We start from the raw sequence: 18,459 nt of genomic DNA, 5'->3' as shown, positions 1-18,459 counted from the left end.
GCCACCCGCGACAACATTCGACAGAATCACAGTGATCGGCAGGACCTGCGCGGAGGCAACACTCTGCGCCACCCCTGGCAACGGCTCCGATGTGTGCTGCGCTCCGGCCTGGATGCCACTGATCCGCAAGGAATCGGCGACCGTGTCCTCAGCGACGACACCGTGCCCGATGGACCTCACCGAGTCGATATCGATACCCCCCTCGACACTCGTACGCGATAACCGCACACCCACCACCGACTCCGCCGACAATTGAAGAACACGCCGGGCACGCGCGAGCAATTCCCCATCATCGGCGCCGCCTGCCCGCAACAACTCCTCCGCGAGCGCCAACTGCCCCTCAGCCGACCGTGGCTCACGCTCCACGACCCGTGTGTCCACACCCGGGTAATGGTCACCAAGCCAATCCTTCAGCGCGGCGAACGTTTCCGTCCTCCCCGCATCACTCCGACCATCCGCTCCAGCAGCGACCGCGGCCGCCACCACCGCCATCGGTTCCACCCCGTCGACCCCTCCCGCTGGTACCGGTCACAACACCACTGAACCAACTTCGCCCGCCCGGCGCCATATCCTCATCGCCTGCTCAGGGCCACGAGTACGGGTGCGGACGCGACTTGTTGGACTGCCCGATGCGGGGACCATGACGAATGGCACCCCGCTGACCTCATGTCCTCCCGGCGTCCAGCGATGGTTTCGCAGCTCAGACAATGGTCCTCCGTCGCCGGGCGGCGCGGATCTCGTGGTCGGCGACCCTGTCGGCGAGCAAGGCGTACACCTGAGTGGTCTCGGTGGAGGCGTGCCCGAGTCGCCTGCGTACCACCTCGATCGAGACACCCCCGTTGATCAGCTCGGTCGCGTGAGTGTGGCGCAACTGGTGTATATCGATGCCGACTCCTACTGCGGCGCAATAGCGCTGCCACCGGTGATATGCCGCCGAATAGGACAGCGACCCCCGCGGCCGTTGATGCTGGCGCGCAACATCGGCCCCGAGATGAATCGGTCCGGGTCAGGTAGATCCGCAGCAGGGCGACGTAACCGCGGTCGTCCAGCAGCACGGTGCGTACGCTGCCGCCCTTGCCGTGCACGCGGACGTGTTCGTCCTCGAGGGCGAGGTCGAAGTCCTCGACATACAGCCCACCCGCCTCGCTGGCGCGGGCGCCGCACACATAGTCCTTACGCGGCCGCCGCGCGCAGATCCCGTCGAGTACTCGGCGCACGTCGGCGGCCGGGGCCGGGCGCGGCAGCCGCTTGGGCACAGTGATCGTGTCGACGCGGTCCATGGGATTCGCCGCTAGCCGGTCATGCCGGAGGCCCACCGACAGAACGCCGAGACTGCGGCCCGCTTCCGCTTGCGGGTGGCCGACGACTGTGAGGCGATCCCGGACAGGAACGCCCGCACCGGCTCCACGCCCATCACCGCCAGGTCGCCGTCGTAGTGCTCGGCGAAGACACCCAGGTCGCCGCGGTATGCAGGATGGTAGTGGCGGGCTAGTTGGCGTTGGCCAGGTCGGTGAGGACCCAATGCTTTCCGACAGGTCTTATCGACACCGACCGGTGCAGGTGATCGAGCCTTCTGGAGCAGAAGGTGCCGGGGTGTCCGGGAACCGAACGATTCTCAACACCACTGTGACTCCGAGGCTGACGCCACAGCAGGTGGCCGATCATGCGGGTTGTATCGCGGGAGACAGGCAGCGGATCACTCGCAGACCCGCCCGGCGAGGAAGATGCCGAGCGGGCCGTTTGTGCGTAGCTGTCCTCAGTCCGCGGTCACCGATTGGTGGATCCAGCTCCAGCGGCAGCCAGGGCTGATTTCGGTTCGCCGGCTCCTGGGCGTACCCGCGAGAAGTGCATTGTTGTCTTCTGGCTGGGTTGCTTGTTCGGGTCGAAAGGTCCGGGGTCGACTTCGACGTTTGCGTCGCTGTAGAAATCGACATTGACGTCTTGCGTGATCAGTACGGACGTGGCCAGGCCGGCGTTGTCCAGCAAGGCGTTCGGGTCGATACCCCAGAACCAGTGACCGTTGTACTTGTGCTCGTAACAGCCGCAGACCGTACCGGCCAGGGTGGCCCTGTAGGTCACGCGGGCTGTCAGCGATCCGAGGTTGGCGAAGAGATACGCGGTCTCTGCCGAGTGCGCGGGTACATCGTCGTCGGCGCCTTCGCTGACACCGACCGTGACACTCTGTTCTTGTCCTCGAGTCTCACCCCAGTTGTTCGTATACGTGAAACCTGTTTCTCCGCCGATGCTGCCCCCGATGTCGGCGAATTTGATCCCGTAGGTGATCTCCTGGTTGACCGAGACGGATTGGCTCTGCGACCAGCTCTGACTGGTGGAGACCGTCTTACTGATCGACATATCCGCGTGGTAGTGCACAGAGTGGTCGAGGTTGTTCGTCCACGTGACATGGTGCGCGATCACAGGCTTGCTGTTGACACTGATGACCTGCGCATCGACCGCCTCGAGGGTGGTGCTGACCTCGTCCCAATGAAAGTCGTTGTACTTGTTGCCCTCCGGCGGGGTGGGGGCACGCAGCCAGACATAGTCGGGCAGATACGACCCACTGCCCATGACCTTCGCGAAGCTCTGCCTCATGTTCGAACTGGTCAGCCCGAACGCGCTCACTTCCTGATCAGTGATGGTGTGCGACGTACTGCCGAACGCCTGAGCCAAACTCCCGCTCACCGTCGGAGCAGCGGTGATGTCGACACTGAAATCTTGACCCATGTCATCTCCCCTTCCCAGCCGTCAGGTTGCCGGTCAGACCTATCTGAGGACTCGCGCGGCCGCACATGCCAAGTCACCGAGAGCGGTGACCGGCCTACGGCTCACAGCGCTCTTCTATTCGCACAGTGCAGCGTATGAGCAGCTGAGCGGGACGTTCTTCCCCCGGATATGGGTGAATCTCCCGTGCCATCTCCGCGCGGCGAGGTCTGAGCCGCGAACTGATCGAACAGACCGCTCAGTGATGCTGATGCCGAAGGTCGGTGTGCGCAAACGATCGTTCGCGAGACTCCTGTTGCCTGCCCATCGACTCTGCGATCGGATGGGGCATGAGCTTCGACGGACTTGAGATCGCCCGGGAACTGGTGTGTGAGCGGTTCCCCCAGGCACGGGCAGCCTGGCTGGGCGGCAGCACAGCGCTCGGGATCGCCACGGCAACATCGGATCTGGACATCACGGTACTGCTCTCGGGCCCGCCGGCACCGTACCGCGAGTCGCTGCTCTATCACCGGTGGCCAGTGGAACTGTTTGTGCAAACCGATACGTCGATGGAGCACTTCATCGCCAAAGAGCGCGAGGCCAGGCGGCCAGCCACTCTGCGACTGATCGGCCAGAGCCACATCCTGCTCGACAACGACGGCAGCGGTAAACATCTGCGGGAAAGATGCGCGGCGCAGCTGGCCGCCGGTCCGCAACCGCTCACCGCTGAGGAAATGCAAGCCGCGCGTTACGGGATCACCGATCTCTTCGACGATCTCACGAGTTCTCCGGACGAGAACGAACGCCTGCTGATCGCGGTCAACCTGTGGCGGGCCACCGCCGACCTACTGCTCACCGGGCACGGCCACTGGACAGGCAGCGGCAAATGGCTGCACCGCGAGCTGTGCTCCCTCGATCGAGAGACCGGCACGGACTACGCACAGACACTGGCGGACGGGGTGCGGGCGGTTGCACTCGGTGCCATCGAACCGATGGCTGACATCGTCACCCAGGCACTGAGCACATTCGGCGGCCGACTCTTCGACGGCTTCAGGGCCGAGGGTCCCAGCTGACCACGCAGCCACGCCGGCACCAACGCCATCCAACCGCGCGAGAACGCCGCCACCCATCGCTGCGAATCACACCGGGAATCTCGCTACCCAGCGGTAGAGGTTCACCGATTCTTGAACACTTCGGCAGTCTGGCGCGGCGGCGATGGTAGGTGCGCGTGGGCCGCACGGAGGGGAGGTCGAGGTGAGTCCTCGACACGCTATGCTGGCTGGAAGGTCGATTTCGGTGACGGACCACGAGATGGTGGACTATCGAACGTGACCGGTTCGTTCTGGTGGGATCTGCTGATCGGTGTCGCGGCCGCGCTCTTGCTGGCCTGGCTCGCATTGGTCGTCGCGTTGGTGGTTGTGCGTCCACGCGGCGGAATGCTTCGGGAAGCGCTACGAATTCTGCCCGACACCCTGCGCCTGATCCGCCGCCTGGCCGCCGACCGATCGCTGCCCCGCGGCGTGCGGATCCGGCTGTGGCTGGTCCTGGCCTACCTCGCCTCACCGCTGGACCTGATACCGGACTTCATCCCCGTCATCGGCTACGCCGACGACGCCATCATCATCACCGCGGTCCTGCGCAGCGTCGTCCGCACCGCTGGCGGCGCCGCGGTCCGCGCGCATTGGCCGGGCACCGACGATGGATTCGCCGCGCTCGCCCGGCTCACCGGGCTACCGGTGTCGTAGATCGATTCGATTCTCGACACCTCACGCGTCTGGAGGTGGTGTCGTTGGGGTGACTGCGGGCTGCGGTGCGGCGCCTGCTCGCCCCGCTCGCGGGTGTCGGCGTGGAGGATGTGGTGGGGGTGTGTGATGAGTTGGCCGGCAGTGTTGTGGTGCGTGCCCGTGCGCCGCGGGGTTGGCGGTTGATGGTGGCCGGTCACGGCGGCTGGGTGCGGGTGGGGGTCGAGGATGCTTCGCCCGCGCCGGCGCGGGTGCGGCGACCGGATCGCACCGGCGGGGCGGGGGTTGATCTTGGTTGATCGGTTGGGCAGCTGCTGTTGGGGTGTGGGCTGCCGCGGGTGCGGCGAGACGGTGTGGGCCGAGTTGGGCGCCTGCGGTGGCGGCTGAGCGGAGGTCAGCTGTCGGGGTCGGGCGCGGGCGGGTTTTGTCGGGTGAGTTGGGTGTTGAGTTCGCGGGCTTGGGTGAGTTGGTCTTCCAGGACGATGATGCGGCATGCGGCTTCCAGGGGTGTGCCGGCGTCGACCAGGGCGCGGACCCGCGCGGCGATCCGTAGCTGGGAGCGGGAGTAGCGGCGGTGCCCGCCGGGTGAGCGTTGCGGGGTCAGTAGGTCGGCGGCGTCCAGGCCGCGTAGGAAGGCGGGGGTGACGCCGAGGATTTCCGCGGCTCTGCCCATGCTGTAGGCGGGGTAGTCCTCGTCATCGAGCCGGTCGGCGGCGCTGGAAGCGTCGGCGGGGTCGGTGGGGTGGGTGGGGTCGTTCGGTGGCTGCACAACACCTCTGGGGGTCAACGTCGGCAGGCCCCGGCGCCTGTTGCGCCGGGGCCTGGGATCGAGGGGGTTTCACGTCGATCCCGCGGGTCGGGTGGTAGCGCCGACCGCGGGGGCCGCGCCCGGTGACAGGCCGGGACGCGGAATCTGGGAAGAGCTGTTCAGTCACCACCTCCTGGGCTGCCGGGGTGTGTCTGCGGGGGTTCGTCATCCCCTCCGGCGGTCCGGCCGACTGCACCGGATTCTCTTCTCCGCCGGAGGGGATGGTGGATCTTGCTTCCGGTGCAGTTCACCTGCCCGGCCAACCAGACATCTCATCTCCAACGACACAGAAACTACACCCCGTCTTCCCGAATGTCTACACCCCGCGATACAGATTTTCCCGCCTGCCGGGTACGTGTTTTCTGCACGCCGCCCCTCTTTTTCTGCACGCCGCACCTCGGGTAGGGGTGTGGTGTGGATATCGAACAGCCCCGATCGGCTGGTGACGCCGATCGGTTCGCGTTCGAGGGCGGCCGTTCGGTGATCGAGCAGGCCACAGGATGGTGATGCTGGTGTGCGGGGATCGGTGAGCGGCAAGTGTTCGCGCTGTTGCGGTCCTGCTCGCAGCACACCACTGTGCGACTCTGCGAGCCGGCCGGGCGGATCCTCACCGAACTGACCGATCGCGGGCGGGCGAGTTCCGACAGTCCCGATGCGCGTCGAGCTGAACCGGATCCTGGCCGGACATCCCCCGGCCGGGGAATCCACCGCGGTGCCGCACCCGCCGCGCGGATCCACCGACCTGAGCATCTGGACCACACCGCCGGAGGGGCGGGTGTCGGAGAACCGATCGTTACGGCAGCGCGCTGAGCACCATGCGGGTCAAGGTGGCGAAGGACGTCTCGATGTCTTCGGCGAGCTGGAAGCCTCCTTGGGATTCCAGGGTGGCGAAGCCGTGTCCGGCGGCGCGGATGCAGCGGGTGAGGTGCACGGCGTCTGCGCCGGTGACGCCGCAACCGGTCAGGACAGCGAAGATGGTGTCCATCAGGCGGTGGCTGGCGGTGTCCCAGCCTGGTGTCGCGCGCGGGTTCTGGGGCAGCATCGCGTACCGGTGGGGGTGTTCCACGGCGTAGTCGCGGTAGGCGCGCAACAGAGCGCCCACCGCTTCGGGGCCGCCGAGCCCGACCACCGAGCGGGTCACCCGTTCGGTGAGTTCGTCGAGGACGCGCACACCGACGAGGTCCACCAGTTCGTCCAGGTTCTTGACGTGCTTGTGCAGCGACGGGGTGGCCACGTCGGCGCGGGCGGCCACCGCGGCGAGGGTCAGGGTGCGGGGCCGGCCCTCGTCGGCGACGGCGACGGCGACGTCCACCACCGCGGTGGGGGAGAGTCCTGCGCGTGGCATCACGGCTCCTTCGCGGCGGAGGTCGAGGCGACGGGGAGGTGTCCCACGTGGGGCATCACAGCTCCTTCAGGAACATCACGAGGGTGCGCGCGACGAATTCCGGGTTGTCGGCGTGCGGGTAGTGCCCCGATCCGTCCACCATCGCGACCCGGGACGGTCCGGAGACCTCGTTCGCGATCCGCTGCGCCTCGGCGGCTGGGTCGGCGAGGTCGCCGTCCTTGGTTCCCATGACGATCAAGGTCGGGGCGGTGATGTCCGACAGGTCCAGGGACGGGTCGGCGGGCAGCGAATCGGTGAGGGCGCTCAAGGCTGCCAGGTGTCCCTTGCGGCGCAGCATCGCCTTGTTCGCGGCCAGATATTCGGCGAAGTCGGCGGGCTTGGTGCCCGGGTACAGCGTCTTCAGGAACATCGTCCACAGCGAAGCATTGCCGGTGACGAGTTTGGCGGCCAGCCCCATGACGAAGCCGGGCTTCTCGTGCCGCACCGCGGCACCCACGAGCACCAGCCCGCGCACCAACTCGGGTTCGCGGACGGCGACCTGCCCGGCGGACTTCGCTGCGAACGAGTGGCCGACGATCACGGCCGGCCCGCCGAGATGACGGATCACGGCGGCGATGTCGTGTCCGACGGCGGTGGGATCGTACTGCGGCCAGTCGGCGCTGGAGTCGCCGTGACCCCGGATATCCATGACAGCCACCCGGTTTCCGGCTTCTGATCAGGGTGCCAGAGCGTGATCGAGCGGAAGTCGGTCGCGGCGCCCTCGCCACGCACTTCTCGATGATCTCCCTACTCGGAGAAGGTCGGCTGGCCGACGCCGTATCGCTCGGAGACGATGCCTTGTGTCGGCTCTTCGGGCAATGCCGGCTCGGACCGGTCGTCGGTAACGGCGCGCGACGCCCACAGATGTCGTGAGAGCTGGCCCGCCAGGCATGCACCGGCCGCGTTCAACAGCACGTCGTCGACGGATGAGTGACGGCCGATAGCGAGGGCGAACTGTGCAGTCTCCACCGCGATCGAAGCTGCCGCTCCCGCCAACAGGATGCGGTACGAGCGGGCGAACCACGGTCGGCGCACCGGCAACAGGAAGCCGAGTGCGGCGAAGACCAACAGATTCCCGCCGAACTGCTCGATTACCCGGTCGTCGGCCAGTTGCTCGGCCAGATCACGCAGCGGCACGAGATTCACCGAACGATCTCTTCCGGTCGGCGTGAGAATCATCCACAACCACGGCGCGGTACCCGTCACCATCCCTACATCGCACAGCGCCGCCCGCCACCCGCGCCGCCCAGCCAGCCACCAGGCCACGAGACCGGCTACCGGTATCGCGGCGATCGCCGCCACCGCGACCCCACCCCACGCCTCCCACGTCCCGTTCACCCCGCCAGTATCACCCAAATCACCAGCGCCACAGACCTGGCCGAAATCCCCACCCACGCAGCCTGCACTCATCGCCACCCACATCCAGCGGAGGTCCCTGAAGTCAGGTGAGCGCAAAATGCGCCATATTCAGCGTAAGACATTTTGTGTCAAGCGATTCGGCTGGTGCCCTGGACTGTCGGCGCAGTACCTGAGCGTAGCGAACAACACCAGCGGGTCGGTATTCGCTAGGAATACGCTGAGGGTGTGTCCGTGCCCGCGCCGATGCTCGCGACCGCTGGTCGGCCGCCCGATGCTCCAGGCCGGTGGGCGATCGAGATGAAATGGGACGGGATGCTTCTCTGAACTTGGCAAGTTCGCGTGGTGGATTCGGTACTTGCGGCCCGTCGGCACTGCGGTCCGGGGTGATGTGCCGTCGGGCGCGAAAGCCAGCACGGCGCGCGCCCGAGGTGGAGAGCGAGCACCGCATGCCACGATGGATTCATGTTCCCGGTCCCCGAAAGTCAGCTGTTCCCTACCGACCCACCTCCGGCAAATGCCTACGATGCCTTCGCCGAGGGCTACACCGCGCAGAACGAGACCGGCCTGCACAACGCCTATTACAACCTGCCTGCTCTGCTCGACCTCGCCGGCGAGGTGAGCGGGCGCCGGATTCTGGATGCGGGATGCGGCGCGGGCGCATTGTTCGCCGCGTTGCGGGCACGCGGCGCGCGGATGACCGGCATCGATGCCAGCCCCCGCATGCTGGCCCTGGCCGAACAACGCCTCGGCGCTGACGCGGAGTTACACGTCGCTGATCTCGCCGAACCCTTGCCTTTTCCCGATGATGCGTTCGACGATGTTGTGGCATCCTTGGTTCTGCACTACCTGCGCGACTGGGGTCCGACCCTGACCGAGCTGCGGCGCGTTCTGGTTCCCGGCGGACGGCTGCTGGTCTCGGTCGAGCATCCCTTCGCAAACTTCCTCGGCCAGCGCTTGACTGGGCGCGACACCAACTACTTTCAGACCCGCAACCGCGTCGAGGAATGGACCATGGGCGGACAGACCGCCCGGTTGAGCTTCTGGGACCGCCCGCTGCACGCGATGACCGACGCGTTCACCACCGCGGGATTCCGTATTGGTGTCATCAGTGAACCTCCGGCTCTGCCCGCCGCCCGCGAGCTGTTCCCCGAGGGCTACGACGAGGAAACCGGCATGCGCTTCCTGTGCTTCCTCTTCTTCGTCCTGCACACCAGCTGACCGCCACCGCGCATCTGCGGACTGGACCACAGGTAGTCCACGCTGGGCCGGATCTCGTCGAGGTAGTCCACGAGCAGATCCCGCACCGGCCCCGCGGCAGGTCGGTTCTGTCGCTGGCGACGTCGATGTGTTCGCGTTGAATGGTCGCGGTGTGAGTGTGCCGGCGAAATGGTGAATTTCGTCCTGGACGCGCTTCGCGTCCCAGTAATCGATAGTCCCCGTCATCCTTTTTCGGGGCAGGCCGAGAGAATTCGAACTGGTACAGGCAGTGCGCCCCAGCGAAAGGAGGATGAGGCGCTGCGCGCCCGCGGCTATGGTGTAGATCTCGAGGACTTTCGAAAGAATCGCCCCCGACCGATCGGCAGCCAGCCGCGAATCACCTTGATCCTAACGCGGGCCCGGATGGGGTTCGGCGCACTGATGTTGATAGACAATCACCCGCCTTCGTCCGCAGTTCCTGTCGGTCGGCTACCGGCTCTCGCACCCGGGCCACCGGGGCAATTTCGCCTTGTCGCTCTTGCACATACGGGGCGAGGAAATCCCGGTCGCCAGTGATCGCGCAGCCACGCACTCGGAAACGGCGGTGAGGCCGTGGCGGGCGCCGGGACAGCAGTTCGCGGGTCGACCGGGCGCTGACCGAGTGGTCCAGCGCCCGGGGCGTCAGCGCAAGGTCTGCACCTCGCCCCACACGCGGCGCCGCGTCGGCGCCGGCGACGAAGCCTCGACGAAACTCGGTGTCACCGCCCTAGAAGACGGAGCAGCGTCCGCAACTGCCCGCTGTAGTATTCCTCGAATTCCGCTGAGCCAGGCTGTTTTCCGGTCGCCTGCGAAGCGGTCTCGGGCAGCATGACGGGAGCCAGGATCATGCCCATGACCGCGATGCGCACGAAGGCCGGATCCAAGTCCGGGTGGATTTCTCCGCGTTCCTGGGCTCTGGCCAGATTGGCCAGGTCGGTCTCGACCGTGTCGGCCCCTTCGAGATAGTCGGTGGCGGCACCGCTTCCGGTGAGCCCCCGCCACACCAGCAGCCGCGCAGGTCTCGGATCTTCCCGCACTGCGGAGAGGTAGCGCACGGCGACCTCCTCGAGAGGGAGCTCCGGGTCCGCGCGTTCGGCCTCGGCCGCGGGCCAGCCGCGCTGGATCTCTCGATAAAGGCCCTCTTTGCCGCCGAAGTAATAGGTGATCAGCTGCTTGTTGACTCCCGCCCGGTCCGCGATCTCCTGCACCCGGGCGCCGTCGAAACCCTTGGCGGCGAACTCGTCCAGCGCGGCGTCGAGCAGTGCCTGACGCGAGCGTTCGGCATCGCGGCGGCGATCTGCAGCGCTGGGCGCGCGGCGGGGACGACGGCCCGCGGCGGAAGGAGTGGAGTTCGCGGTGGTGTGGGGCTCGGTCGCCATTCGCACATCCTAACTCGCTGGATGATTGAGTCATCTGAACGGCTACATTGTCATCCATCTGGTTGACATGTTCATCCAGATGGATGACACTTCAGCGGTGACCATCTCGAATGCATCGGAAGCGACCGTCGAGCGGCCGACACTCAGCCCGCAGGCGCGACGGGCCGTCGTGGTTGTGCTGTTCGGCGCGGTTCTGGCGTTCCTGGACGCCACCGTCGTCAATGTCGCCGTGAAATCACTCGCCGCCGACCTCGGCGGCGCCCTCGACGCTATCCAGTGGGTCGTCACCGCGTATCTGCTGGTACAGGCGGCGGTGCTGCCGGTGACCGGATGGGCGGCACGCCGAGTGGGGGCCAAACGGCTGTATATCGGTGCGCTGCTGGCGTTCACCCTCGCCTCGGTCGCATGTGCGGCCGCGAACAGCGTCGGCCTGTTGATCCTCGCCCGGGTCGCGCAGGGCCTCGGAGCCGGGGTCATGATCCCCGTCGGGCAGATGATCCTGGTCACCGCTGCTGGGCGGCAGGGCATTGCCAGAGCCATGGTGGCCGCGGGCATACCCATGGTGCTGACGCCGATCGTCGGACCCACCATCGGCGGGCTATTGCTGGAATACGCGGGGTGGCAGTGGATCTTCCTGATCAACGCGCCCATCGGTGTCATCGGACTGGTGCTCGCCGCACGGCTGCTGCCCGCGGACGAGCCGGGCGAACCGGCCGGTGCCCTGGACACACTGGGACTGATCCTGGTTTCGGGGGGGGATGGTGGGCATCACCTACGGGCTCTCCGAGGCAGCGTCACACGGGCTTACGGCGACGCGAGTGCTCGTCACGCTGTGCGGAGGAACGGTGTGCACCGCCCTGTTCGTGCTGCGCTCGCTACGCATCCCGAACCCCGTGCTGGACCTGAGGTTGTGGCGGGATCGTTTCTTCACGGCGGGTACCGTCTCGACCTTCGTGATCGGAGCCGTGACTTTCGGGGCGATGGTGTTGCTGCCCTTGTACTTTCAGCTGGTTCGGCATCAGGACGCTGCGCACACCGGCCTGCTCATGGCGCCTCAGGGCATCGGTGCGGCCGTCGCCATGGGGATGTCCGCTCGGCTCTACGATCGGGTCGGCGCACTCACCTGCCTGCTCGGTGCGCTCGTCGGCTGTGTTGCGACCATTCCGTTCATGCTGATCGCCGACGACACCCCGTACTGGCTGCTCGGCTGTGCGATGGTCGTGCGCGGCCTCGGCATCGGCCTGGCGGCCATGCCCGCCATGACCGCCGCCCTGCGGAATCTCACTCCGTCCCAGATCATCGACGCCACACCGCAACTCACCGTCATGCAGCGCGTCGGTGGCTCTATCGGAACCGCCGCCTTCGTGGTCGTTCTGCAGCAACACCTGCACGACAAGGGCGTCGAGCATCCCGATCCGGCGTCGGCATTTGCGGTGACCTTCGCTTGGGTACTGGCCGCGTCGGTGCTGGCGGTCGTGCCGACCGCGCTCATGGCTGTCCTGGAGATGCGGACTCGCCGCGGAAATGCCCCTGGCACGCCGAACCGTACATAAGGCGGCGACGAAGAGCGCGGCTGCACATTGTGGTCGACGGGCTTGGTGTGCAGGGGTTGGCGGATATCAGGATGGCGCCGGATGCTCGCCGAACTCGATGGCTTCCTCGATGAGATCGCCCCACCCGTGAGGTGCAGCCGGTCAAGGCATCGAAAAACGTCGAGCAAGCTCGAGCTCAAAATATTCGACGGCCGCAGGTGCTCGACTGGATAGCCTGGCGGCGGCTGCCTTCGCCGACGTTGCGGCCATAGCAACCAAAACTGCTCTGACCTCGGCCGTTGGCGCCGTCACCACAATCCCGTTACCTTCGGTACTGAAATGCATCGATGCGTTGTGAACCTGCAGGTGAGAAGGAAGTCAGGTGTCACCGACAGGCCGTTGACCAGGGCTTTTCCGGGCGGCCGGGCGGAGGGATCGACACCCCGCCCGGACCGCATAGGAGTTGTACCAGCTTCCGGCTGGTGAATCGGGGATTTCCGGTCGTCTCACTAGAATGGGGCGACCGTATTCGTCCGCCTTCGGGAGCCAGCCGTGACCATCCAGCCCGTTCGCCTGTTCGGCGATCCCATCCTGCGTGCCCGCGCCGCGGAGGTCACCGCGTTCGACCGTGATCTGCGGCAGCTGGTGACCGACCTGACCGAGACGATGCACGACGACGGCGGTGTCGGGATGGCCGCGCCGCAGATCGGGGTCGGCCTGCGCGTATTCGTCTACGACACGGGCGACGCCGCGGGGCATCTGGTCAACCCGCAGTGGGAGGTCGTCGGCGACGAGGAACAGGTCGGGCCGGAAGGCTGCCTGTCGATTCCCGGGGTGCGCTACGACACGCGCCGGGCCCTGCGGGTGCGGGCATCCGGTGTGGACGTCGACGGGGCGCCGGTCGCCTTGGAGGCCGAAGGGCTGCTGGCGCGGTGCGTGCAGCACGAGACCGATCATCTCGACGGGGTCCTGTTCATCGACCGTCTCGACCCGGCTCAGCGCAAGGAGGCGATGCGGGTGATCCGCGAATCCGATTGGTTCGCAGCGGGCTTGACGGTGCGTCCGGCCCGCTCGATGAGCGCCGCGGGCCGGCCCAACCCGTTCGGGGTGGGCCGCTGATGCGCGTCGTCTTCGCGGGGACTCCGGAACCGGCGGTTCCGTCGCTGCGGCGTCTGCTGGAATCGGCGCGTCACGAGGTGATCGCCGTGGTGACGCGGCCGGACGCGGTCGCGGGGCGCGGCCGGAAGGTGACCAGATCGCCGGTCGGCCGGTTGGCCGACGAACACGGCATCCCGGTATTCACCCCGCGGCGGCCGTCGGAGCCGGATTTCGTGGCGCGGCTCACCGAGTTGGCGCCGGACTGCTGTCCCGTCGTCGCCTACGGCGCGCTGCTGCCCCAGCAGGTGCTCGACATCCCGCGTTTCGGCTGGATCAACCTGCATTTCTCGCTGCTGCCCGCGTGGCGGGGCGCGGCGCCGGTGCAGGCGGCGATCGACGCGGGCGACGAGATCACCGGCGCCTCCACCTTCCAGATCGAGGCCGGGCTGGACACCGGCCCGGTCTTCGGCATGGTGACCGAGAAGATCGCCGTCACCGACACCGCGGGCAGTCTTTTGCAGCGGTTGGCCGACAGCGGCTCCCGCCTGCTGGAAGCGACGCTCGACGGGGTCGAGGACGGGAGCTTGCAAGCGGTCCCGCAGTCCACCGACGGCGTCTCGTACGCGCCCAAGGTCGGCGTCGAGGCCGGGCACGTGCGCTGGGATCTGCCCGCGCTGGTCATCGGCAGGCGGATCCGCGCGGTCACCCCCGCGCCGGGGGCGTGGACCGAGGTCGGCGGCACCCGGTTGAAGCTGGGGCCGGTCGAGTTGGTCGAGGAGGAGTTGCCGCAGAGCGTGATCGAGGTGCGCAAGTCCGGCGTCTTCGTCGGCACCGCGACCACTGCCGTGCGGCTCGATCAGGTTCAGCCGCAGGGCAAGCGCATGATGGCCGCGCTCGACTGGGCGCGCGGCGCCCGCCTGCAGCCGGGCGCGGTGGTCGAATGACGCGCGGCAATCGGCCCGGTGACGGCAACGCACGCGACCGGCGGCGCGACGACCGAGAGTCCGCGCCGAATCGTTCCGGCGAGCCGGGCCGCGGGCGCGCGCAGGGTGGCGGGCGGCAGCAGGATCGCGACGGTGCGGACAGGACACGCGCCACCGGACGGCGTGCCGGCGGCGGGCGAGCCGAGGCGGGCGGTCGTGATAACGAAGAACGGCGCGGCTCCACCGGCCGACGCTCGGCAGCGGGCCGATCGGATCGTTCCACCGGAGGGCGCGCGGGTTCGCGGACCGCGCCGCGTCAAGGAGCCAAATCCGCTGGACGATCACACCGTGGCGATGCCGATCCGCCGCGATCGGTCGCCAGGGATGTGCTGCGGGCAGTCCGGGAGCGCGATGCCTACGCCAACCTCGTCCTACCCGGATTGCTGCGAGAACGGGGGCTGTCGGGTCGAGACGCCGCGCTGGCCACCGAACTCGCCTACGGCGCGTGCCGGTCGCTGGGGTTGCTGGACGCGGTGATCGCCGCAGGCGCCGGCCGTCCGGTCGAGGAGATCGACGGACCCCTGCTCGACGTGCTCCGGCTCGGCGTCTACCAATTGCTGCGCACCCGGATCGGCGCACACGCGGCCGTCGACACCTCCGTCGCACTGACACGCGCCGAATTCGGCGCGGGCAAAGCCGGTTTCGTCAATGCTGTGCTCCGGCGTGCGGGCGAGAAGACGCCCGAGCAGTGGGTCGACGCGCTCGCGCCCGCCGATCCCGTCGGCCGGTTGGCCTTCGAGTACGCCCATCCGGCCTGGATCGCGCAGGCCTTCGCCGACGCGCTCGGCGCGCGAGCGGCGGAACTGCGCGACGTGCTCGCCGCCGACGACGCCCGCCCGCTGGTGCACTTGGTGGCCCGCCCCGGCGATATCACGGCGGAGGAACTCGCGCTGGTCACCGGTGGCGAGGAGGGCCGCTGGTCGCCGTACGCGGTCTATCTCGAAGGCGGTGATCCGGGCAAGCTGGAGCCGGTCCGCGAGCGCATGGCCGCGGTGCAGGACGAAGGCAGTCAGTTGGTGGCGCTGGCGCTGACCAGGGCCGCGCTCGACGGCCCCGACACCGGGCGCTGGCTGGACCTGTGCGCCGGACCGGGCGGCAAGGCCGCGCTGCTGGGCGCGATCGCCGCGATCGACGGTTTCCGGGTGGACGCCGTCGAGCCCGCCGCGCATCGCGCCGAACTGGTGCGCAAGGCCGTGCACGACCTGCCGGTGGACGTGCACGTCGCCGACGGCCGCGCCAGTGGGCTGGCCCCGGGCTACGACCGCATCCTCGTCGACGCCCCGTGCACGGGCCTCGGGGCGCTGCGCCGCAGGCCCGAGGCGCGGTGGCGGCGCACGCCGGCGGATGTCCGCGAACTCGTGGTGTTACAGCGCGAATTGCTCAGCGCCGCATACGATCTGCTGCGCCCAGGCGGGGTGGTGGTGTACTCGACCTGCTCCCCGCATCTGCCGGAGACGGTGTCCATCGTCGCCGATGCCGTGCGCCGCCTCGGCGCCGAGCAGCTCGACACGCGCGAGCTGCTACCCGGTGTCACCGATGTCGGCGACGGGCCGGGGGCACAACTGTGGCCACACCGGCACGGTACCGACGCCATGTTCCTGGCCGCGTTGCGCAAGCCCCGCTGACCGCGGTCATTCCCGGCTGGATTGCTCCCGCAAGCGGGCGAGGGTTTTGGCCAGGATGCGGGAGACGTGCATCTGGGAGATGCCCATCTGCTGCGCGATCTGGGTCTGGGTCATCGATTCGAAGAATCGCATGGTGAGGATGCGCCGTTCCCGTTCCGGCAGCCCGGCCAGCAGCGGACGGATCGCGACGTACTCCTCGACCCGGTCGAACTGGGACTCCTCCTCGCCGAGAGTGTCCAGGAGCGACGCGTCGGTGTCGCGGCCGAGCGTGGCCGCGTCGATCGAGCTCGGCTGGTAGGCGTTGCCCGCGATGACCGCCTGGGTCACCTCGTCCGGGTCGACATCCAGCTCGGCGGCGATCTCCTTCGCCGTCGGAGAGCGGCCGAGGGACTGGGAGAGACTGTCGATCGCCGCGCCGATGCGTAGGTGAGTCTCCTTGACGCGCCGTGGCACTCGCATCGCCCAGGTGTTGTCGCGGAAATACCGGCGGACCTCGCCCATGATGGTGGGCACCGCGAAAGACAGGAAGTTGGAGCCGCGCTCGACGTCGAATCGATCCACCGCGTGCACCAACCCGACCCGTGCCACCTGGGTCAGGTCGTCGAACGGTTCACCGCGCCCGCTGAACTTGCGGGCGATGTGGTCGGCGAGTGGAATGCAGCGACTGATCAGTTCCGCGCGTAGCGCGCTGTGCCGCGCCGTTCCGGCTTCGCTGGCCGATAGCTGCTCGAAGAGCAATCCGACGTCGTCGTAGCCGGGAACCGCGCCCGCCGCGTCCAGGGTCTCCTCGGCATCGACCTCGTCCTCTGTGGTCAGCGTGTCGGCGTCGTCGTCGCGCTGGGAGTCGTACACGGTGTCTTCGTCCGCCACTACGCCTTCCCCCGGACCCGACGGAACTCGACCGTCGTCGGATATCCGGAGACCGTCGCGTCGAACGAATCCTGGGTCGCCTCCACCGCGTCGGTGAGGGTGCGCAGCACATGCCAGCCGAAGCTGCGCTGATCGGGCAGTCCCGGCTTTTCCGCCAGCCCGTCGACCCGGACCAGCAACTCGGTGTCGCCGACGGTGAAACGGCAGTTCAGGCTCGTTTCCGGGGCGGCGACCGCGATCAGGGTCGAGCAGACCTCGTCGACGGCCAGCCGGATGTCGGCCACCTCGTCCAGCGTGAAATCGCTGAGTAGGACGAGTGTTTCGGCGAGCCCACGCACGATGGGCAGTTGTGTCACCGACGCCGCCACCCGAATCTCCACCGGGGTGCTGTAGAGCCCCTGTTCCGCCGAAATATTGATCACCCTATGCAGGCTACCCACTCCCGCGCTGGGCAACCCTGGGTACCGTTAGACTCCGGCGTTGTGTCCAACCCGATTCACCCGCGTCCGGCCGTTCCGATGATCGCCCCCTCCATCCTGTCCGCAGACTTCGCGCACCTCGCGGACGAAGCGCGGGCCGTCGCAGGCGCCGACTGGCTGCACGTGGATGTGATGGACGCGCACTTCGTGCCGAATCTCACGCTCGGCCTCCCGGTGGTGGAGAGCCTGCTGAAGGCGACCGAGATCCCCCTGGACTGCCACCTGATGATCGAGGATCCGGGCCGCTGGGCGCCACCGTACGCCGAGGCGGGCGCGCACAACGTGACCTTCCACGCGGAGGCGACCGACGACCCGATCGCGGTGGCCCGCGACATCCGCGCCGCGGGCGCCAAGGCGGGTCTCTCGGTGAAGCCGGGCACACCGATCGAGCCGTACCTGGAGATCCTGCGCGAATTCGACACGCTGCTGGTGATGAGCGTGGAACCCGGCTTCGGCGGGCAGTCCTTCATCCCGGACGTGCTGCAGAAGGCGCGCATCGTGCGGAACCTGGTCGATGCCGGTGAGCTGCGGCTGCTGGTCGAGATCGACGGCGGTATCAACGCCGACACCATCGAGGCGGCCGCGGAGGCGGGTGTGGACTGCTTCGTCGCAGGCTCCGCGGTCTACAGCACCGCCGACCCCGCGGCCACCGTGGAGAAGCTGCGCAACCAGGCGGCATCGGCCTGGTCCCACTGAACGGGGCTAGTGGGCCCGCGTCGCGCGCCCGGCGACCGCGCGGATCGTCTCGATCACCGCGCTGATCGACGGGCGGCGGGCACCGGCCTCGGGTGACCGGATCCACACGCGATACCCGGTGCGCTCGTCGTCCGGTGAAGGCAGCACCACTTGGCTGCCCGTGCAGGCCACCGCCGCGTAGAGGCGGAACAATTCGGCCGAGACCGCCGGGCTGACCGCGTCCGGCCCGGCGGGCCCGGTGAGGAAGGTCCAGTGCCTGGCTCGCGGATGGTCGACGACGGGCCCGGCGATTCCGTCCTGGACGAGTTGTCGCAGCACCTGCTCGCCGAGTTCGGCGGGCATGGTGACGGCGCCGTAGTCGACGCCGATGTGCAGGAGAATGCGGTGCGAACCGGGATCCATCGATGCTGGCAGCTGGAATTCGCGCCGATACCGTGAGCAGCGAACTTCCGGCGTCGAATCGAGAAATGTGGTCACACTGCGCCCCCAGCTGTGTACAACCCAATTTCTTCCACTGTGTCCTCCGGCTTTCTCGAGGAGTGAACATCGTGCGGCAGGCTTCCCGTTC

The 18,459-nt window shown here is 67.8% G+C and carries 16 protein-coding genes and 3 pseudogenes; 9 read left to right on the top strand and 10 right to left on the bottom strand.

Going from position 1 to position 18,459, the window contains the following annotated elements:
* Positions 1 to 700: 700 nt before the first annotated feature.
* Positions 701 to 946, bottom strand: coding sequence for a tyrosine-type recombinase/integrase (locus ON21_RS40130; RefSeq protein ID WP_281032674.1), 246 nt, complete (start codon positions 944 to 946; stop codon positions 701 to 703).
* Positions 947 to 1,767: 821 nt separating this feature from the next.
* Positions 1,768 to 2,724, bottom strand: a complete 957-nt coding sequence (locus ON21_RS16330) for a hypothetical protein (protein WP_039798887.1) — start codon at positions 2,722 to 2,724, stop codon at positions 1,768 to 1,770.
* A gap of 326 nt (positions 2,725 to 3,050) precedes the next feature.
* Between ON21_RS16330 and ON21_RS16325 the strand changes: the two genes are divergently transcribed.
* Complete coding sequence (locus ON21_RS16325; protein ID WP_039798886.1) at positions 3,051 to 3,773, top strand: nucleotidyltransferase domain-containing protein; 723 nt, start codon at positions 3,051 to 3,053, stop codon at positions 3,771 to 3,773.
* Positions 3,774 to 4,028: 255 nt separating this feature from the next.
* Positions 4,029 to 4,445 (top strand): YkvA family protein, encoded by a 417-nt coding sequence (locus tag ON21_RS16320; protein ID WP_039798885.1) that lies wholly within the window; start codon positions 4,029 to 4,031, stop codon positions 4,443 to 4,445.
* 391 nt (positions 4,446 to 4,836) lie between these two features.
* Here ON21_RS16320 and ON21_RS16315 read toward each other — a convergent pair whose 3' ends face one another.
* The 4 genes and pseudogenes from ON21_RS16315 to ON21_RS16300 all read right to left on the bottom strand — a co-directional run bounded on the left by ON21_RS16315 (position 4,837) and on the right by ON21_RS16300 (position 7,972).
* The gene (locus ON21_RS16315; protein WP_039798884.1) at positions 4,837 to 5,211 is read right to left on the bottom strand and encodes a MerR family transcriptional regulator; all 375 of its coding nucleotides are present in this window, start codon (positions 5,209 to 5,211) and stop codon (positions 4,837 to 4,839) included.
* Between the two features lie 832 nt (positions 5,212 to 6,043).
* A complete protein-coding gene (locus tag ON21_RS16310; protein WP_051020864.1) occupies positions 6,044 to 6,595 on the bottom strand; it encodes a TetR-like C-terminal domain-containing protein in 552 nt (183 codons plus the stop codon).
* A gap of 55 nt (positions 6,596 to 6,650) precedes the next feature.
* Positions 6,651 to 7,295, bottom strand: a pseudogene (locus ON21_RS16305) (alpha/beta fold hydrolase); the annotation flags it as partial.
* A gap of 86 nt (positions 7,296 to 7,381) precedes the next feature.
* The gene (locus tag ON21_RS16300) at positions 7,382 to 7,972 is read right to left on the bottom strand and encodes a VanZ family protein (protein ID WP_083880662.1); all 591 of its coding nucleotides are present in this window, start codon (positions 7,970 to 7,972) and stop codon (positions 7,382 to 7,384) included.
* Positions 7,973 to 8,455: 483 nt separating this feature from the next.
* Here ON21_RS16300 and ON21_RS16295 point away from each other — a divergent pair, with 483 nt between their 5' ends.
* Complete coding sequence (locus ON21_RS16295) at positions 8,456 to 9,211, top strand: class I SAM-dependent methyltransferase (RefSeq protein WP_051020862.1); 756 nt, start codon at positions 8,456 to 8,458, stop codon at positions 9,209 to 9,211.
* A gap of 737 nt (positions 9,212 to 9,948) precedes the next feature.
* On the opposite strand, the gene ON21_RS16290 is transcribed toward ON21_RS16295, so the two are convergent.
* Positions 9,949 to 10,608, bottom strand: coding sequence for a TetR/AcrR family transcriptional regulator (locus ON21_RS16290; RefSeq protein ID WP_051020861.1), 660 nt, complete (start codon positions 10,606 to 10,608; stop codon positions 9,949 to 9,951).
* A 67-nt stretch (positions 10,609 to 10,675) separates the two neighbouring features.
* Between ON21_RS16290 and ON21_RS41005 the strand changes: the two are divergent.
* The 5 genes and pseudogenes from ON21_RS41005 to ON21_RS16265 all read left to right on the top strand — a co-directional run.
* Positions 10,676 to 11,311: pseudogene (locus ON21_RS41005) on the top strand (MFS transporter); the annotation flags it as partial.
* 55 nt (positions 11,312 to 11,366) lie between these two features.
* Positions 11,367 to 12,161, top strand: a complete 795-nt coding sequence (locus tag ON21_RS39625; RefSeq protein WP_218004096.1) for an MFS transporter — start codon at positions 11,367 to 11,369, stop codon at positions 12,159 to 12,161.
* Positions 12,162 to 12,692: 531 nt separating this feature from the next.
* Positions 12,693 to 13,259, top strand: a complete 567-nt coding sequence (gene def / locus ON21_RS16275; RefSeq protein WP_039798881.1) for a peptide deformylase — start codon at positions 12,693 to 12,695, stop codon at positions 13,257 to 13,259.
* A complete protein-coding gene (gene fmt, locus ON21_RS16270; protein WP_039798880.1) occupies positions 13,259 to 14,182 on the top strand; it encodes a methionyl-tRNA formyltransferase in 924 nt (307 codons plus the stop codon). Before def ends, fmt begins: the two co-directional genes overlap by 1 nt.
* Positions 14,183 to 14,514: 332 nt before the next feature.
* Positions 14,515 to 15,846 (top strand): annotated as a pseudogene (locus ON21_RS16265) (RsmB/NOP family class I SAM-dependent RNA methyltransferase); the annotation flags it as partial.
* Positions 15,847 to 15,852: 6 nt separating this feature from the next.
* On the opposite strand, the gene ON21_RS16260 reads toward ON21_RS16265, so the two are convergent.
* Both ON21_RS16260 and ON21_RS16255 read right to left on the bottom strand, forming a co-directional pair.
* Positions 15,853 to 16,716 (bottom strand): RNA polymerase sigma factor SigF, encoded by an 864-nt coding sequence (locus tag ON21_RS16260; protein WP_039798879.1) that lies wholly within the window; start codon positions 16,714 to 16,716, stop codon positions 15,853 to 15,855.
* The gene (locus tag ON21_RS16255; protein ID WP_039798878.1) at positions 16,716 to 17,138 is read right to left on the bottom strand and encodes an ATP-binding protein; all 423 of its coding nucleotides are present in this window, start codon (positions 17,136 to 17,138) and stop codon (positions 16,716 to 16,718) included. Before ON21_RS16255 ends, ON21_RS16260 begins: the two co-directional genes overlap by 1 nt.
* Positions 17,139 to 17,234: 96 nt before the next feature.
* On the opposite strand from ON21_RS16255, the gene rpe reads away from it, so the two are divergent.
* Positions 17,235 to 17,891 (top strand): ribulose-phosphate 3-epimerase, encoded by a 657-nt coding sequence (gene rpe / locus ON21_RS16250; protein WP_039798977.1) that lies wholly within the window; start codon positions 17,235 to 17,237, stop codon positions 17,889 to 17,891.
* Positions 17,892 to 17,897: 6 nt separating this feature from the next.
* On the opposite strand, the gene ON21_RS16245 is transcribed toward rpe, so the two are convergent.
* A complete protein-coding gene (locus ON21_RS16245; RefSeq protein ID WP_245562622.1) occupies positions 17,898 to 18,293 on the bottom strand; it encodes a hypothetical protein in 396 nt (131 codons plus the stop codon).
* Positions 18,294 to 18,459 lie beyond the last annotated feature (166 nt).

Origin of the sequence: Nocardia araoensis NBRC 100135 (assembly GCF_000308435.1) — a bacterium.
Taxonomy (GTDB): domain Bacteria; phylum Actinomycetota; class Actinomycetes; order Mycobacteriales; family Mycobacteriaceae; genus Nocardia; species Nocardia araoensis.
The sequence above is the reverse complement of the archived record's forward strand: the minus strand, read 5'-3'. Positions and strand labels throughout refer to the sequence as shown.

What these genes read in the sequence shown, in the direction of transcription:
- ON21_RS16310 (WP_051020864.1), bottom strand. Translation starts at nt 6,595, where the DNA reads ATGCCACGCGCAGGACTCTCCCCCACCGCGGTGGTGGACGTCGCCGTC.
- ON21_RS16245 (WP_245562622.1), bottom strand. Translation starts at nt 18,293, where the DNA reads ATGGATCCCGGTTCGCACCGCATTCTCCTGCACATCGGCGTCGACTAC.
- ON21_RS16330 (WP_039798887.1), bottom strand. Translation starts at nt 2,724, where the DNA reads ATGGGTCAAGATTTCAGTGTCGACATCACCGCTGCTCCGACGGTGAGC.
- rpe (WP_039798977.1), top strand. Translation starts at nt 17,235, where the DNA reads ATGATCGCCCCCTCCATCCTGTCCGCAGACTTCGCGCACCTCGCGGAC.
- ON21_RS16325 (WP_039798886.1), top strand. Translation starts at nt 3,051, where the DNA reads ATGAGCTTCGACGGACTTGAGATCGCCCGGGAACTGGTGTGTGAGCGG.
- ON21_RS16295 (WP_051020862.1), top strand. Translation starts at nt 8,456, where the DNA reads ATGTTCCCGGTCCCCGAAAGTCAGCTGTTCCCTACCGACCCACCTCCG.
- ON21_RS39625 (WP_218004096.1), top strand. Translation starts at nt 11,367, where the DNA reads ATGGTGGGCATCACCTACGGGCTCTCCGAGGCAGCGTCACACGGGCTT.
- ON21_RS16290 (WP_051020861.1), bottom strand. Translation starts at nt 10,608, where the DNA reads ATGGCGACCGAGCCCCACACCACCGCGAACTCCACTCCTTCCGCCGCG.
- fmt (WP_039798880.1), top strand. Translation starts at nt 13,259, where the DNA reads ATGCGCGTCGTCTTCGCGGGGACTCCGGAACCGGCGGTTCCGTCGCTG.